The 15,211-nt window shown below is 40.9% G+C and carries 14 protein-coding genes; 8 read left to right on the forward strand and 6 right to left on the reverse strand.

Going from position 1 to position 15,211, the window contains the following annotated elements; genetic code table 11:
• Positions 1–52: 52 nt before the first annotated feature.
• The 6 genes from VRK28_RS09985 to VRK28_RS10010 all read left to right on the forward strand — a co-directional run bounded on the left by VRK28_RS09985 (position 53) and on the right by VRK28_RS10010 (position 8,321).
• Positions 53–487 carry a hypothetical protein gene (locus VRK28_RS09985; RefSeq protein WP_156426478.1) on the forward strand — a complete coding sequence of 145 codons (435 nt, stop codon included), beginning with the start codon at positions 53–55 and terminating at the stop codon, positions 485–487.
• A 75-nt stretch (positions 488–562) separates the two neighbouring features.
• Positions 563–1,651, forward strand: coding sequence for a 6-phosphofructokinase (locus tag VRK28_RS09990; RefSeq protein WP_332393866.1), 1,089 nt, complete (start codon positions 563–565; stop codon positions 1,649–1,651).
• A gap of 213 nt (positions 1,652–1,864) precedes the next feature.
• The gene (locus VRK28_RS09995) at positions 1,865–3,028 is read left to right on the forward strand and encodes an efflux RND transporter periplasmic adaptor subunit (protein WP_062565506.1); all 1,164 of its coding nucleotides are present in this window, start codon (positions 1,865–1,867) and stop codon (positions 3,026–3,028) included.
• A gap of 12 nt (positions 3,029–3,040) precedes the next feature.
• Positions 3,041–6,172 (forward strand): efflux RND transporter permease subunit, encoded by a 3,132-nt coding sequence (locus VRK28_RS10000; protein WP_062565505.1) that lies wholly within the window; start codon positions 3,041–3,043, stop codon positions 6,170–6,172.
• Positions 6,172–7,575 carry an efflux transporter outer membrane subunit gene (locus VRK28_RS10005; RefSeq protein ID WP_105173388.1) on the forward strand — a complete coding sequence of 468 codons (1,404 nt, stop codon included), beginning with the start codon at positions 6,172–6,174 and terminating at the stop codon, positions 7,573–7,575. Before VRK28_RS10000 ends, VRK28_RS10005 begins: the two co-directional genes overlap by 1 nt.
• A 128-nt stretch (positions 7,576–7,703) precedes the next feature.
• On the forward strand, positions 7,704–8,321 hold the full coding sequence (locus VRK28_RS10010; RefSeq protein ID WP_058584303.1) for a TetR/AcrR family transcriptional regulator: 618 nt from the start codon (positions 7,704–7,706) through the stop codon (positions 8,319–8,321).
• An 8-nt stretch (positions 8,322–8,329) separates the two neighbouring features.
• Here the strand turns inward: VRK28_RS10010 and VRK28_RS10015 are convergent, their stop codons facing one another.
• Both VRK28_RS10015 and VRK28_RS10020 read right to left on the reverse strand, forming a co-directional pair.
• Positions 8,330–9,427: a HupE/UreJ family protein gene (locus VRK28_RS10015; protein ID WP_332393869.1), complete on the reverse strand. Its 1,098-nt coding sequence runs from the start codon at positions 9,425–9,427 to the stop codon at positions 8,330–8,332.
• A gap of 162 nt (positions 9,428–9,589) precedes the next feature.
• On the reverse strand, positions 9,590–10,294 hold the full coding sequence (locus VRK28_RS10020; protein WP_332393870.1) for an anti-sigma factor: 705 nt from the start codon (positions 10,292–10,294) through the stop codon (positions 9,590–9,592).
• A 304-nt stretch (positions 10,295–10,598) separates the two neighbouring features.
• On the opposite strand from VRK28_RS10020, the gene VRK28_RS10025 reads away from it, so the two are divergent.
• Complete coding sequence (locus VRK28_RS10025; protein WP_332393871.1) at positions 10,599–12,221, forward strand: diacylglycerol kinase family protein; 1,623 nt, start codon at positions 10,599–10,601, stop codon at positions 12,219–12,221.
• Positions 12,222–12,225: 4 nt separating this feature from the next.
• On the opposite strand, the gene VRK28_RS10030 is transcribed toward VRK28_RS10025, so the two are convergent.
• A complete protein-coding gene (locus VRK28_RS10030; RefSeq protein ID WP_055198859.1) occupies positions 12,226–12,492 on the reverse strand; it encodes a VF530 family DNA-binding protein in 267 nt (88 codons plus the stop codon).
• 56 nt (positions 12,493–12,548) lie between these two features.
• On the reverse strand, positions 12,549–12,848 hold the full coding sequence (locus tag VRK28_RS10035; protein WP_332393873.1) for a DUF1496 domain-containing protein: 300 nt from the start codon (positions 12,846–12,848) through the stop codon (positions 12,549–12,551).
• A gap of 77 nt (positions 12,849–12,925) precedes the next feature.
• On the opposite strand from VRK28_RS10035, the gene VRK28_RS10040 reads away from it, so the two are divergent.
• The gene (locus VRK28_RS10040) at positions 12,926–13,156 is read left to right on the forward strand and encodes a TIGR02647 family protein (protein WP_054563059.1); all 231 of its coding nucleotides are present in this window, start codon (positions 12,926–12,928) and stop codon (positions 13,154–13,156) included.
• A gap of 53 nt (positions 13,157–13,209) precedes the next feature.
• On the opposite strand, the gene maiA is transcribed toward VRK28_RS10040, so the two are convergent.
• Positions 13,210–13,839, reverse strand: coding sequence for a maleylacetoacetate isomerase (maiA, locus tag VRK28_RS10045; protein WP_063530108.1), 630 nt, complete (start codon positions 13,837–13,839; stop codon positions 13,210–13,212).
• Positions 13,839–15,143 (reverse strand): homogentisate 1,2-dioxygenase, encoded by a 1,305-nt coding sequence (gene hmgA / locus VRK28_RS10050; RefSeq protein WP_062565499.1) that lies wholly within the window; start codon positions 15,141–15,143, stop codon positions 13,839–13,841. The genes maiA and hmgA overlap by 1 nt, the downstream gene beginning before the upstream one ends.
• Between the last annotated feature and the right edge of the window lie 68 nt (positions 15,144–15,211).

Genomic DNA, 15,211 nt, shown 5'->3' on the forward strand with positions numbered 1-15,211 from the left:
ACTGAAAAAGTAGTGGATTATTTGTTCATTATTAGTTAGCGTAAGGCTAATAATGAACAAACCATGGAATGGGGTTATGAAATATAACGTACTACTTTTATTTATTTTTGGCTGTTTATTTGCCTATTTATCTATACCAGTCATAGGTTATGGCTCGGCTATTGCGATTCCAACCGAAGTACTTTCAGCCCTTTATGATTTGTCACCTAACTTTGCTTTATCAATGGTTGATATCGTTACTTTAGGTCTTCCTTTATTAGCGTTACTCTTAATATTTTTACTCATTAGTAAGTCGCTGTATCTTAAAGATAAAACGTATTCATACTTTATATTGCTGACACCATTTTTAGCGCTGCATTTATATTTTGCTGTTAACACCTTTTCTGCAAATATTGATAACACCACTTTACTGACTAGTCTGCCTAAGTATGTATTACTAGTGCTATTTGTTGCGCTTTTTTCTACGCATAAAAAAACCAAGTTTTAGTTGATGTAAGTCATACGCGAAACTTCAACATATAAGCTAATCTGTAATTAATCAGTGAACGAAGTTGGTAACACAATGAAAAAATTACTGCTATTAACAAGTGGGGGTGATTGCCCTGGGCTCAATGGGGTGATCAGAACGGTGGTTAAAGCAGCCGAACATGATGGCAATTGGCAGGTGTATGGTAGCCGAAGAGCATATTGTGGTGTGCTTGAAAAGCCAAATGATATTATACACTTAACTAGTGAAGTTGTGGCGGGTATTCATGTTCGTGGTGGAACAATTCTCGAAACAGTTAATAAAGGGAACCCAACCGCATTTCCTGCTGAAATAGCGGGCGAACAAGTGTTTATTGACCGCTCTGATGAGTTAATCAGTATTATTAAGCAACTTGGGTTTGATGCCGTAATTAATATTGGTGGTGATGGTTCACATAGGGTATCTCAGCACTTATTTGAACATGGCTTAAATATCGTAGGCGTGCCAAAAACTATTGATAATGATTTATATGGCACTGATTACACAATTGGTTTTCAGACTGCTGTCGACACCGCCACCGAAGCCATTGATCGTTTAATACCAACAGCGCAAAGTCATAACCGAGTGATTGTGACTGAAGTAATGGGGCGCGATGCCGGTTGGATTTGTTTGCACTCTGCTATTGCAGCTGGCGCAGAAGTCGCACTTATTCCAGAGATTCCTTACGATATTGAAGCTATTAAAGCCAAACTAACATCACGATTTGATAAAGGCCATGGATTTGCCAACATTGTCATTTCAGAAGGAGCAAAGCCTGTTGCTGGTGGTGTTGTTAGTAAACAATCAAATGAACTTGGTTACGAAAACCCAGTGCTTGGTGGCATTGCTGAGCAGCTTGCTTCACAAATACGTGTGGCGCTTGATCTTGATGTAAGAGTAACCGTATTAGGGCATATTCAACGTGGAGGCACACCTAATGCGTTTGATAGGGTGCTTGCAGCAGAGTTTGGGGTGCAAGCATTCGAGCTAGTAAAGAAAGGCCAGTTTGGTTTTATTCCTGTCAGTAAAGACGGTGAAATTAAACCAATCAGTTTAAAAGAAGCTACTTCTGAATATCGCGTCATCCCTCTAGAACATTCTTTAATAGCAAGTGCCCGCGCAATGGGCATGTGTTTAGGCGAATAATCTGCGAATTGATATAACTTCAATTCGCATAACTAATAGTTTTAAAACAACTTTCTCAGTTACGTTCGTAATAATTCAATTAGCAATTTATTTATTGCACAAAATTCATGCGTTAAAGCAAGCATTTTATTTAATGTAAAGTTCTTTAAAGATGGTTGATCTGTGCCTTTTTTAGTTTAGAATGATCGTTCACTCTAAACTAAGGAACTACACATGCAGCGCTCTCGCATTCCATTTTTTGCAGTGTCAGCTTTGGCTGGTGCTGTTTTATTATCAGGCTGCGGCCAATCAGAATCGGCTCAAGGGCAAACGCAGGCAGCTCAAGCTGTTCCTGTTGGTGTTATTGAGATGCAAAGCAAACCACTTACGCTAACTAAAGAATTACCGGGTCGTGTGGCTGCTTCACGTATCGCGCAAATTCGTCCGCAGGTTAACGGTATTATTCAATCACGTATGTTTGTTGAAGGTGCTGAGGTTGAAAAAGGCCAAGCTTTATATCAGATTGACCCATCTACATTTGAAGCTGAAGTAGCGACTAGTAAAGCTGCTATTACTAAAGCTCAAGCAAGTATTGCAAATGCCAAAGCAAAAGCAGAACGCTATAAAGAGCTATTGAGCATCAAAGCAGTAAGCCAACAAGATTACGACGAAGCTGATGCAGCATACAAAGGTGCAAAAGCTGACTTACTGACAGCTCAAGCGCAGCTTAAAACCGCTGAAATCAATTTAAACTACAGCAAAGTGTTAGCGCCAATTAGTGGCCAAATTGGTAAATCAGATGTCACTGCCGGTGCCCTTGTGAGTGCTAATCAAGCAACAGCATTAGCAACCATTACTCAATTAGACCCAATCTATGTTGATTTAACCCAGTCAAGCAGTGAACTAACACGTTTGAAAAAAGCCATTGCTGCGGGTGAGCTTGATAAAGATGCCGCTTTACATTCAAAAGTTGAATTAAAGATGGAAGACGGCAGTACTTATCAACATAAAGGTACATTGCAATTCTCTGAAGTGACTGTTGATCCAAGCACAGGCTCAGTAACCTTACGTGCTGAATTTCCTAACCCTGAAAAATTACTGCTGCCTGGTATGTATGTTCGTGCAGTGATTGTTGAAGGTGTGAAAAGTGATGCGATTTTAGCACCGCAACGTGGCGTAAGCAGAAACACCAAAGGTGAGCCTACTGCCATGGTAGTAAGCAAAGACAATACCGTAGAAGCACGCGTGCTTAAAACTGATCGTACTGTTGGTTCAAACTGGTTAGTGACAGACGGCCTAAACAGCGGCGATAAGTTAATTGTTGAAGGTTTACAGAAAATCCGCCCAGGTGCACCAGTCAATGCAATGCCTGCAGAATCAGCAGCTAACAGCCAGTAACGGAGAAACTTAATGTCACGATTTTTTATTGATCGGCCCATATTTGCTTGGGTGCTTGCTATCGTTGTTATGCTGGCAGGTATCTTAGCAATTAGAAGTTTGCCGGTTGCACAGTATCCATCAATTGCACCACCTGCAATTAGTATTCAAGCCACATACCCTGGTGCGTCGGCCCGTACTCTAGAAGATACGGTTACACAGGTTATTGAACAAAAAATGAAAGGGCTAGATGGCTTGCTCTACATGTCGTCAACCTCAGAGTCTAACGGCTCAGCGACGTTAACCTTAACCTTTAGTGCAGATACAGACCCTGATATTGCACAGGTTCAAGTACAAAACAAATTGTCGCTTGCAACACCGTTATTACCAGAAGAAGTACAACGTCAAGGTGTCTCGGTTGCAAAATCGGCTCGTAACTTCTTAATGGTTGTAGGCTTTGTATCTGAAGACGGCAGTATGAACAACATCGATATAGGTGATTATGTTTCATCAAACGTGCTTGATATTATTTCTCGTGTAAACGGTGTCGGTGAAGTGCAGCTGTTTGGCTCTCAATATGCAATGCGTATTTGGTTATACCCAGCTAAATTACTGAAGTACTCATTAACTCCTGCTGATATTAGTGCTGCAATCAGTGCTCAAAATGCACAAGTTTCAGCAGGTCAATTAGGTGCGTTGCCAGCAGTAAGTGGCCAACAATTAAATGCAACGGTAACTGCACAAAGCCGCTTACAAACACCTGAGCAATTTCGAAATATTTTTGTAAAAACCAATGCTGATGGTTCAGTTGTTCGTTTAAGTGACGTTGCTGATGTTGAATTAGGTGGTGAAAACTACGGTGTTGTTGCGCGTTTTAACGGCAAACCGGCATCAGGTTTAGGTGTTAAGCTTGCCAGTGGTGCTAATGCACTTGATACAGCAGATGGCGTAAAAGCGGCCCTTGCTGAACTTGAGCCTTTCTTCCCTGAAGGTTTAACTACGGTTGTTCCTTACGATACGACGCCATTCGTCTCGCTTTCAATTGAAAAAGTTGTCAGCACTCTAATCGAAGCTGTTGTGCTGGTGTTCTTGGTAATGTACTTATTCTTACAGAACTTCAGAGCAACACTTATTCCGACTATTGCAGTACCTGTTGTATTGCTTGGTACGTTTGCTATCTTGCAAGTGTTTGGCTTCTCAATTAATACCTTAACCATGTTTGCGATGGTACTTGCCATTGGTCTACTGGTAGATGATGCAATCGTCGTGGTTGAAAACGTTGAACGTGTAATGACCGAAGAGAACTTATCTCCTCTTGAGGCAACACGTAAATCAATGGATGAAATCAAAGGTGCCCTTGTTGGTATTGCGATGGTGCTGTCGGCTGTATTCGTGCCTATGGCGTTCTTCCCAGGCTCAACAGGGGTTATTTATCGCCAGTTCTCAATTACCTTGGTAACTGCGATGAGTTTATCAGTACTAGTTGCATTGATTTTAACACCTGCTTTGTGTGCGACAATGTTAAAACCAAGTCATGTACATAACGATAAATCTTTATTTGGTCGTTTCTTCCTTGGCTTTAACCGTGGTTTTGACAGAACGAACTCGGGTACACAAGGTTTTGTGTCTCGTATGATCAAGCACAGTAAACGCTATTTACTTATTTACGGTTTAATCGTGGGTGGCATGGTGTTTATTTTCTCACAATTACCATCGGCATTCTTACCAGATGAAGACCAAGGTATTTTGTTTAACCAAGTAAGCTTACCTGCCGGTGCAACAACAGAGCAAACTTTAAAAGTTGTTGAAAAGATGGAACACCACTTCTTAGAAGAACAATCAGAAGCGGTTAAGTCTATCTTTACGGTAACAGGTTTCAGCTTTGCAGGTTCTGGTCAAAACGCGGCAATCGGCTTTGTGGGTTTAAAACACTGGGATGAACGTCAGCGTCCTGATTTAACTGTCGGTGCGGTTGCGGGTAAAGCCATGGGGTACTTCTCAACGATTAAAGAAGCGTTCGTGTTTGCTTTCCCACCTCCAGCGGTTGTTGAGCTTGGTACTGCAAACGGTTTCACCTTGTTCTTACAAGATAGGGTTGGTCTAGGTCACGAAAAACTACTTGAAGCACGCAACATGTTTTTAGGTATGGCTGCACAAAACCCGGTGTTATCAGGTGTTCGTCCAAATGGTCAAGAAGATAAACCTGAGCTAGAGCTTGATATTGATTTAGCAAAAGCCGAAGCATTAGGCCTAACTCAAGCAGATATCAATAATACGTTATCAACGGCTTGGGGTAGTAGCTATGTAAATGACTTTATTGACCGTGGTCGTGTGAAAAAAGTGTACTTACAAGGTACGCCAGAATCACGCATGGTGCCAGAAGACCTAGATGAGTGGTATGTACGTAACGCCAATGGTGACATGGTGCCATTTACTGCCTTTGCTCATTCTTATTGGACTTATGGCTCACCGCGTCTTGAGCGTTATAACGGCTTCTCAGCGATGGAAATCCAAGGTGCTGCTGCTCCAGGCTACAGTACTGGTCAAGCGATGGCTGAAGTTGAGAAAATGGTTAAGAAATTACCACCGGGCGTATCGTTCGAATGGACAGGAATTTCATATGAAGAACGTTTAAGTGGTGGTCAAGCGCCATTACTTTATGCACTTTCATTGTTGGTTGTATTCCTATGTTTAGCGGCGTTATATGAAAGCTGGTCAGTTCCTGCTGCAGTTATGCTCATTGTACCGCTTGGTGTATTTGGTGCGTCGATTGCGTCATTTGTATTTAATTTATCAAACGATATTTATCTCCAAGTGGGTCTATTAACCACCATAGGTCTGGCATCAAAAAATGCCATCTTAATTGTAGAGTTTGCTATTCATAAAATGGATGAAGGTATGAAACTTGTCGATGCCGCGGTAGCAGCTATTCGTCTACGTTTACGTCCAATCTTTATGACATCAATGGCATTTGTGTGTGGTGTACTACCACTGGCAATTGCATCAAGTGCAGGCTCAGGTGCACAAAACGCACTCGGTATTGCTGTTATTGGCGGTACTCTTGCGTCATCGACCATCGTAGTAATTTTTGTGCCGCTGTTCTTTGTACTGGTGCGCCGAGTATTCCCAGGCAAAACAAAATCAACTAATGAGGAGCAGGCATAATGAAAGCTAAACTTATCTCAGTGTCTGTTGCTGCACTTATGTTATCTGCATGTAATATGGCGCCAGATATGGAGCAACGTGAATTACCCGTTGCTCAAAACTATGATATCCAAGGTACAGCGGGCGATATCAATGCGCTGAATTGGCAGTCATTTTTCAGTAATGCGCAGCTGCAACAGCTGATTGCGCTCACACTGGAAAACAACAAAGATATTAAAACTGCTGCACTGAATGTGCAGCAGGTTAGAGCAATGTATCAGATTGAAGATTCAGCGCTTTACCCAAGCATAGACCTAAATGCATCGGGTACTCGTCAGCGTCTTCCGGCAGATTTATCTGGTACTGGTCAAGCAAATATCTCTGAAAATTATTCAGCGACTGTTGGCTTAACCGCTTACGAAATTGATCTTTGGGGCAAAGTACGCAACCAATCAGAGCAAGCATTACAAAACCTATATTCGGCCGAGTACAGTTTAACCAGTGTGCGCATTAGTTTGATCTCCGAATTAGTGAATGCATGGCTTAACTATGCGACGGACAAAGAGCTTTTGGCACTTGCAAACGAGACTTTAAAGTCTCAGCAGGAGTCTTTAGAGCTAACTCGTAAGACATTTGCTCTAGGTGCTGCTTCTCAGTTAACGCTATCGCAACTTGAAAGCACAGTAGCAACCGCTAAGGTCGATATTGCAAACTATCAGCGTTTACTTAAGCGCGATAAAAATGCCCTCGATTTTCTAGTAGGTAAAACCGTCACTGCAGATTTATTACCAAGTGAAAGTATTGATGATGTACTTAGTTTGCCTGATGTGCCAGTAGGGTTACCGTCTGAGCTATTGACTCAGCGACCTGATATCAAAGCTGCAGAGCATGATTTATTGGCTGCCAATGCAAACATTGGTGTGGCAAAAGCGGCATTCTATCCAAGCATCAGTTTAACCGCGAATGCGGGGACAGCTTCAGCTGACTTGAGTAATCTTTTTGATTCAGGTTCTGGAACTTGGAGCTTTGTGCCTTCGGTAAACTTGCCCATTTTTAACATGGGTCGTAATCAAGCTAATCTCGATGTTGCAAAAGCTCAGCAAGAAATGGCTATAACCAGTTACGAGCAAACCATTCAACAGGCATTCAAAGAAGTCTCTGATGCCCTTGCTGATCGTGAAGGTTATATGCATCAGCTAGATGCCCTGAATGACTTGTATCAAAGTAATGAGCTATCTTTTACTTTATCGGATGCGCGTTTTCAAAAGGGTGCCGACAGCTACTTGCAAGTATTGGATGCACAACGAAATTGGTACAGTGCAGGACAACAGTTAATTTTGGGTAAGCAAGCGTATCTGGCGAGCCAAATTAATTTGTATAAAGCACTGGGTGGCGGCTGGAATGCACAAAAATCTGTGCAATAAATCAGCAAAAGCATAATTTATTTAAGGTTTTGCAGGTTCTTAGTTGTTTTGACTCTCCTCAAAGATTAAGATCCTGTAAACCTTGTTTAAATTAAAGTTAACCCTAGTCAGTAAAGCTTGGAGAAACCATGACGCAAAAAACGAAAAGACACAATGATCCTGCGCTTGCTGAGGCAAGACGTAATCAAGTGCTTTGTGCCGCAGCGGATTGTTTTCGACGTAAGGGTTATCATGGCGCGGGAATGGCCGAAATTTCTAAAACCGCGGGTATGAGTGCTGGCCACATCTACAATTACTTCGCCAGTAAAGAAGCGATTATAGAATCGATTGTTGAGCGTGATATGGAAGAAATGTTCTCAATCTTTAAAGAGTTTGCTGATAAACCTGGCGATCGTGTCACTGTATTACTAGATGGTCTAGGCAGAGGCGTTGAGCGCCATACCGATTTGAATCAAGGTGCGCTTGATTTAGAAATGCTCGCCGAAGCTGCTCGTAATGAAAAAGTGGCTAACTTATTACGAGAGTCAGATAGCCACGCTCGTGATTCTATGCGTGAATTATTAGTGGGTGAAAGAGGGCCATTACAAGGCACAGCACTTGAAGAAGTGAATGCCCGTATTGAAGTGATGTTTTCAGTAATGGGTGGCCTGTTACTGCGTAAAATGCTCAACCCAGATTTAGATATTCATGAGTTACTTAAAGCGCTACGTCCAACAATGAAAACCTTGTTGTTACCCTTTGAATAAAGCGCTTATTAAAAGCGCTCTATAGACCATTGGATTGCCATAATGGCAATTACCACTGAGCCTGCTGGCATAATAGCTTTTTTGTACCAAGTGTTATTTCTAAGTAGCATTAGCAGTGGTAAACAGATTGCTAAAATAACCAGTTGACCAATCTCAACCCCTAAATTAAAGGCTAAAATACTCATTAGCTGGTATTCATTTGACAAACCAAGCTCACCTAAAACACTCGCAAACCCCATACAGTGTAATAGACCAAAACAGAATGTGATCCAGCCTAAACGCATAATCATTGGCCAAATATTATTTATTGCAGCAAATAATACAGAAAGCGCGATACCTAATTCTACCCATCGGGTGTTTGGCGATATGATATTCATTGCCGTTGCTGTTAGGGTAAGTGAGTGAGCAAGTGTAAAAGCGGTGATGATCCAAGCTGTATCAATTAGAATTTGTTTTTTAGACTCGACACGTTGCCACTCGCCTTGCTTACGAACTAACACACAGCCCAGCAATAGCGCGATTAAGAACAAAATATGATCTGTGCCCATCCAAATATGTAATATGCCTTGATGTACATATTCAATAAACGTTGTGGTGAAGCTTTGCTCTTTAAAGTTTATAACTTGTTTTGCCGTATTTTGTTCAAATACGCGGCTTGATTTAGCAATGGCGGCAATTGCTTGATGATGCTCATCTATATCAAATAGGGCTGTGTAATTAACTGTTATAGAACTATCAGATGGACAATCAACTTGTAGGGGCACATGGATATACGACTGATTAAAGTGGTTATCTATACTAAGTGCACCATCAACCGTGACCTTGCAGCTTTGATTTTGTTGTAACACATTAAAATGGCTATTTAGATAGTCTAATACTGCTTGCTGCTGTGATGTAATTTCATGCCATGTAATTACATTATCCTGATTTTTATCGAAGTTTACTGCTTTATCGAGATCATTCACCGAGGCTTGCCAAGAGCCTACTAGCAATAGCTTATCGCTCGTTTGTTGTTCTAAATTAAGATAAGCGGTGCTTTGCTGGTGGGCGTGACAGATAGAGCTAAAAATTAATAGAAATAGCGTAAACAACAACGACTTTTTCATTTTTATTCCTAAGATAATACAGGCAGACAAGTCTGATACTCGAATGACCCCATTTCTTTTAATATAAGTAAAAAGAGGCTGTAACTATAGCAAGTACAAAGGTTTATCGACTAGGTCATCTATCTTAGAAATACTGGCTTTGCTCGTATTTATATATTGTTTCTAGTCTGTGTATGATTTGTTCGCATCGAGTACGGCTGTATAAATAATTTCACTTGGGCTACCTGATTGTGAGCCGCCAATTGGTTCACGGCTTATTGCAAGTAAAGTGATATCTTTTGGTTTAAATATTGCGTTTCGGGCAATTTCTTTGCTATCTGTTTTTGGTAATAAAGCAATAGGGATGGCGTTGGGGTAGTTTTTTAAACGGATCCACAACTGGTAATCATAATCAGTTTGCAAACTCATGCCGCTAGCTGCTTTAAGTAAAATACTGTGATCGCTTATTTCTAAATTCCAAACTGGATTATTTGCTGAGTCATAAAACATTACCGAGTGATTGATTTTATCACTAAACGACTCTTGCGGTTGCCAAGTAATTAATACCAACACAATACAAACCGCTGTTGCAATAGCAGCCCAAGCCTTAAATATTCCAAAGTTAGGGTCTTTTGCTTTCTTCTGTGTTGGTAGAAATAGTGGGTCAATCCGTTTTGTTATTTTATCCCAAACTTGCTGATCAGGTGGGTTAGATTCAATCGCGTTTTCTAGGTTTTTTATATGTCTTTGCCATAATGAGGTTGCGTATCGGGCTTGAGGAGAGGTACGCATTAAGCGGCTAAATCTATCACGGGCATGGCCATGTAAAGTGCCTAAAACATATTCTGCTGCAAGTAAATTAAGTAGCGTTTGGTCATCGTATTTCATAACGAATTATGCTCGGGTTGATTTAAATTTTTGACGAAAGCTCTACTAAAAACCTGTGATTATTAGGCATGGCTTTTAACTTAGACTAGCAGGGAAAGAGTACTTGGCAAATCTATGCAATTGGTTCTATGTAAATTATTGTAAGTTATTCATAAAATTGTGAAAAAATGTCCTAAACTAAAATGGTAAGCTTTTTTATAAATGCTAAGTTACTGATTTTAAATAGCCAGTAGGGGTAATATAACGGCTTTTACTGGAGTGAAACTTGCAACGTAGTATGCAATTAGAATAACAAGGAGTGATTATGTGGGCAGCATTTAGTTACTTAGCTTTAGCGATTGTATTTATAATTGCGGCTATTCGGGTAGAAACTGTTTACTTTGCGCTGTTTTTTTATTGGACGGCTTTGTCGTTACTTTTGGTTAGTGGTGCATATTTTTTTAATATCGCACGTATTTTTAGAAAACGTGAAAATGGCGTTATTCCTATCTATATTCGTTGGGCTTTTATTCCATTTTTATTGGGTGCACAACTTTACAATGCTTGGTCGAGAAAACACGACAAAGTGCCACCATTACAACAAATTAATGAGCATTTATTTTTAGCCTGTCGTTTATTTCCTTCAGATATAGACACCATGAAAGAAATGGGTATTACAGCTATTTTAGATGTAACTTGCGAGTTTGATGGCCTTGAATGGTCTTCTACGCAAGAGAATATTCGTTATTTAAATATCCCTGTTCTTGATCATAGCGTGCCAACACGCGCGCAACTACACCAAGCGATTAATTGGATTGACCATCAAGTAAAAGCAGATAGACGTGTTGTAGTTCATTGCGCTTTAGGGCGTGGCCGTTCAGTATTTGTGATGGCAGCTTACTTACTTAGCCAAAACAAAGATGCCGATGTGCACCAAGTACTCGCACAAATTAAAGAGACACGAGAAACTGCAAATTTAAACAAGCGCCAGCTGCGTCATCTTGTGCGTCGCCATCGTAGAGGTGACTTACTAATCAAAAATAAAGCTGTGCTCATTGCTAATCCTGTTTCTGGCACAAAACTGTGGGAAGCTAAACGTAAGCAAATTACATCTCGTTTGTCTGAGTATTACGATTTAACTGTTTACACCACGTCAGAGCAGGTAAATGGTACTGAGTTAGCCAAAGAAGCACTTGAATTGAACCCTGATGTAGTCATCGCCTGCGGTGGCGATGGCACAGTAACAGAGGTGGCAAGTGTACTTGTTAATACAGACTGTAAACTGGGTATTATTCCTTTAGGTACTGCCAATGCCCTCGCTCATGTGTTGATGGGTATACAATCGAAGCTTATTCCGGTAGAGCAGGCGTGTGAGCTAATAATTGAAGGGCAGGCGAGTCGGATAGATACCGCTGTATGTAATGGCGAGCGTATGTTATTACTAGCAGGGATTGGTTTTGAACAAAAGATGATTGAAAAAGCCCATCGTGATGCTAAAAATGAGTCTGGGCAATTAGCTTATTTACAAGGATTTTGGCAAGCATTAGGTGAGCATGAAGCGCAAGACTATGTTGTTACTCTTGATAATAACGATGAGCAAATAATCAATACCACCAGTTTAATCATCGCCAACGCCGCGCCATTTACTACTTTACTTGCTCAATCTGCAGGTCAGCCAGATCACCAAGATGGTTTACTGGATGTTAACTGGCTAACACCTAGTGCCGATTCTAAAGCGAGTACTTTAAGTATTGCGGAGTTAGTGTTCTCGAGTATTACACAAACTAGTTTTGCTATTAACAGTCACCACACAAATGCTAAACGAGTGACAGTAAGCGCAGAAAAAGGGTTGAGCTATGTTATTGATGGTGAAGTGAAAACTGCAGATAAACTAGAGGTGGAGATATCACCGAAATCGCTTTCGGTGATTGTAGCAGCTGAAGATTAAGTGGTTACTTTTTGATGCTTTTCCATTGGAAAGTGCCATCATCAGCTTGGTCATTATCGATAAAGGTATCAATATATAACTGCTCTACTTTTTCTCGTGCCCAAGGGGTCTTTCGTAAAAATTTAAGACTCGACTTTACACTTGGGTCATTTTGAAAGCAGCGTACATCGACGTGCGCTGCCATACCTTCCCAACCAAGTTTTTCTTCAAGTTTAGTAACGATGTCGGCTAATTTAACGCCATGTAACGGATTATTTGGTTGATTGTCCATGATAAATCTTAGGTTGTTTGCAACCGCGCAATAGTACCCTATCTGTGCGTTTTAAGCTAATTGACGTGAATCGTTTTCGGTTGTTTAGGGTAAATAATCTCGCCATTAGCATTTAGTCTGAGCCAAGCCAAATCACTGTTTGAAAAATTAGGCTGTTTAGCAGTGCAAATTAACCTAATATCACCAACGGCAATATACGCACCTTCGGTATAGCGTTTATTTTCATACCAACACACTTTTTGATTGTTTAATGCCTCTTGACCATCAAGCACAATTAGTGGTTTTTCCTTTGCTAGCGCTTGGTTTAGAAACCCTAAAGTAAACAAAGTACTTAACAGTAAAATTTTCTTTAACAAAATGCGCCTCCCGTTGGGCAGATCTGTATAACTACACTAAGCTTATGACAAGGAATAAATAATAAAAAGGTGAACACATGCAATTTGATAAAAATATGATCGACGAACTTACCCTGCTTGCAAAATTTCCTCGCAACTCTCAAATGCAGGGAATTAAAATTCATTCCGATGCCGAAAGCTCAATTAAAGATGCAGCAAAACGTCTTTATGATAAAGGTATTACAGATAGTCCTGATGGGGGCTACTTAACCGACTTAGGGCTCGATTTAATTAACCATGTGAGTGTGATTAACTCAGCGCTTAGATAAAAAATAAAAAAGGCCCGAAGTGTTCGGGCCTTTTTAACTACAAATCTTAAAGCTTAAATTGCATCTGGCTGATTTTGTGGTGCAGCATCTATAAAGGCATCAAGCTTATTACATTGCTCATATACCGCAGCAATTTTAGGGTACTTGGTCATATCAACTTTAAAGCGCAAGGCATTAAATACTTGCGGCACTAAGCACACATCAGCAAGCGTTGGTTTGTTGCCCACACAAAAAGTGTTCGCTTCATCAAGTAGCTTTTCGATACTCTCAAAGCCCACTTCTACCCAATGCTTATACCAGGTCGTTTTTGCTTCTTCATCAACACCAAGATCGTTAGCCAAATACTTTAATACACGCAAATTATCGATAGGGTGGATATCGCACGCTACTGCGTAACATAAATTACGGATCTGAGCTTTTTGCCATGCATCACCCGTTAGTAACGGTGTTTCTGGGTGAGTTTCTTCTAGCCACTCTAAAATAGCCAGCGATTGCGCAAGTACACCTTGCTCAGTTTCAAGTGCAGGCAATAACCCTTGTGGGTTTTTAGCTAGGTACTCGTCGCTTTGTTGCTCTGATTTTAATAAATTAACCGTCACCAACTCGTGATCAATGTTCTTTAAATTAAGCGCAATGCGAACTCGGTATGCAGCTGATGAACGAAAATAGCTATAAAGTTTCATTATACGTCCTGTTTACCTGTGAAATGTTTTTTAATAGTGCGCCAACAATCTGTGTAGTTAGGCTGACGCTCTTTACCTTCAAGGGCATATTTAGTTGGTGAAATAACGTAACGCGATTCGAACATAAATGCCAAGGTGTTTTCGTAGCGTTGTGGTTCAAGCTTAGCATTTGATGCTTTTTCGAATACATCGGCTTCTGGACCATGTGGCGACATACAGTTATGCAAGCTAGAACCACCTGGTACAAAGCCATGCTCTTTGGCATCGTACACACCTTCGATTAAGCCCATAAACTCACTCATAATATTACGATGGTAATAAGGTGGGCGGAAAGTGTTCTCAGCCACCATCCAACGTGGAGGGAAGATAGCAAAATCGATATTAGCGACACCTTCTGTACCCGATGGTGATGTTAATACAGTAAAGATTGATGGATCTGGGTGATCGTAACTTACTGTATTCATAACATTGAATCGAGCAAGGTCATACTTGTAAGGTGCACTATTACCCGTCCAAGCAACCACATCTAATGGCGAGTGACCAATATCACAACGGAACATATTGCCATTGAATTTAGCAACGAGTTCGAAATCACCTTCTACATCTTCAAAAGCTGCTACAGGGTAGTGGAAGTCACGGTCATTTGCATAACCATTGGCACCCACTGGGCCGCGCTCTGGTAAAATATAGGCATGGCCATAGTTTTCACAGATGTAGCCACGTGCTGTATCGGTGAGCAAATCAACAGCGAACTTAATGCCACGAGGAATTACGGCAATTTCTCCTGCACGAACGGTTAGTTGCCCGCACTCGGTTCTAAGTAATAGCTCACCTTGTTGCGGCACAAATAACATTTCACCATCAGCATTATAAAAGTAACGGTGTTGCATTGATTTATTAGCGACATAAATATGAATACCAATACCTGTTTGTGCATTGGCACTACCGTTGGCAGCCATAGTGACTAAACCATCTATAAAATCAGTTGGTTGTTCTGGAATTTCAATTGGATCCCAACGTAGCATTGTCGGTGGTGTTGGCACTTCTGTAATAGGAGCGGTGCGAATAAGGCCATTATCAATTGGCGTGTAATCACCTTGTATTACTGACGGGCGAATGCGGTAAAACCAAGTACGACGGTTATCAGCACGGGGCGCTGTAAATGCCGTTGTGCTGAACTGCTCAGCATATAAATCGTATTTAACTTTTTGCGGGCTGAATTGACCGATAGGTAATGCACCGGGTAATGCTTCGGTTTCAAATTCATTACCAAAGCCTGTCATATATTGTAATTCGTTATTCATCACTAGACTCCTGAAAGGTTTTAGGTAAGATACTCTCATGTGAGACTAAATTCAAACTACACTGAATT

The sequence above is a fragment of the Pseudoalteromonas sp. P80D2 genome, from assembly GCF_036680945.1.
In the GTDB taxonomy this organism is placed as follows: domain Bacteria; phylum Pseudomonadota; class Gammaproteobacteria; order Enterobacterales; family Alteromonadaceae; genus Pseudoalteromonas; species Pseudoalteromonas shioyasakiensis.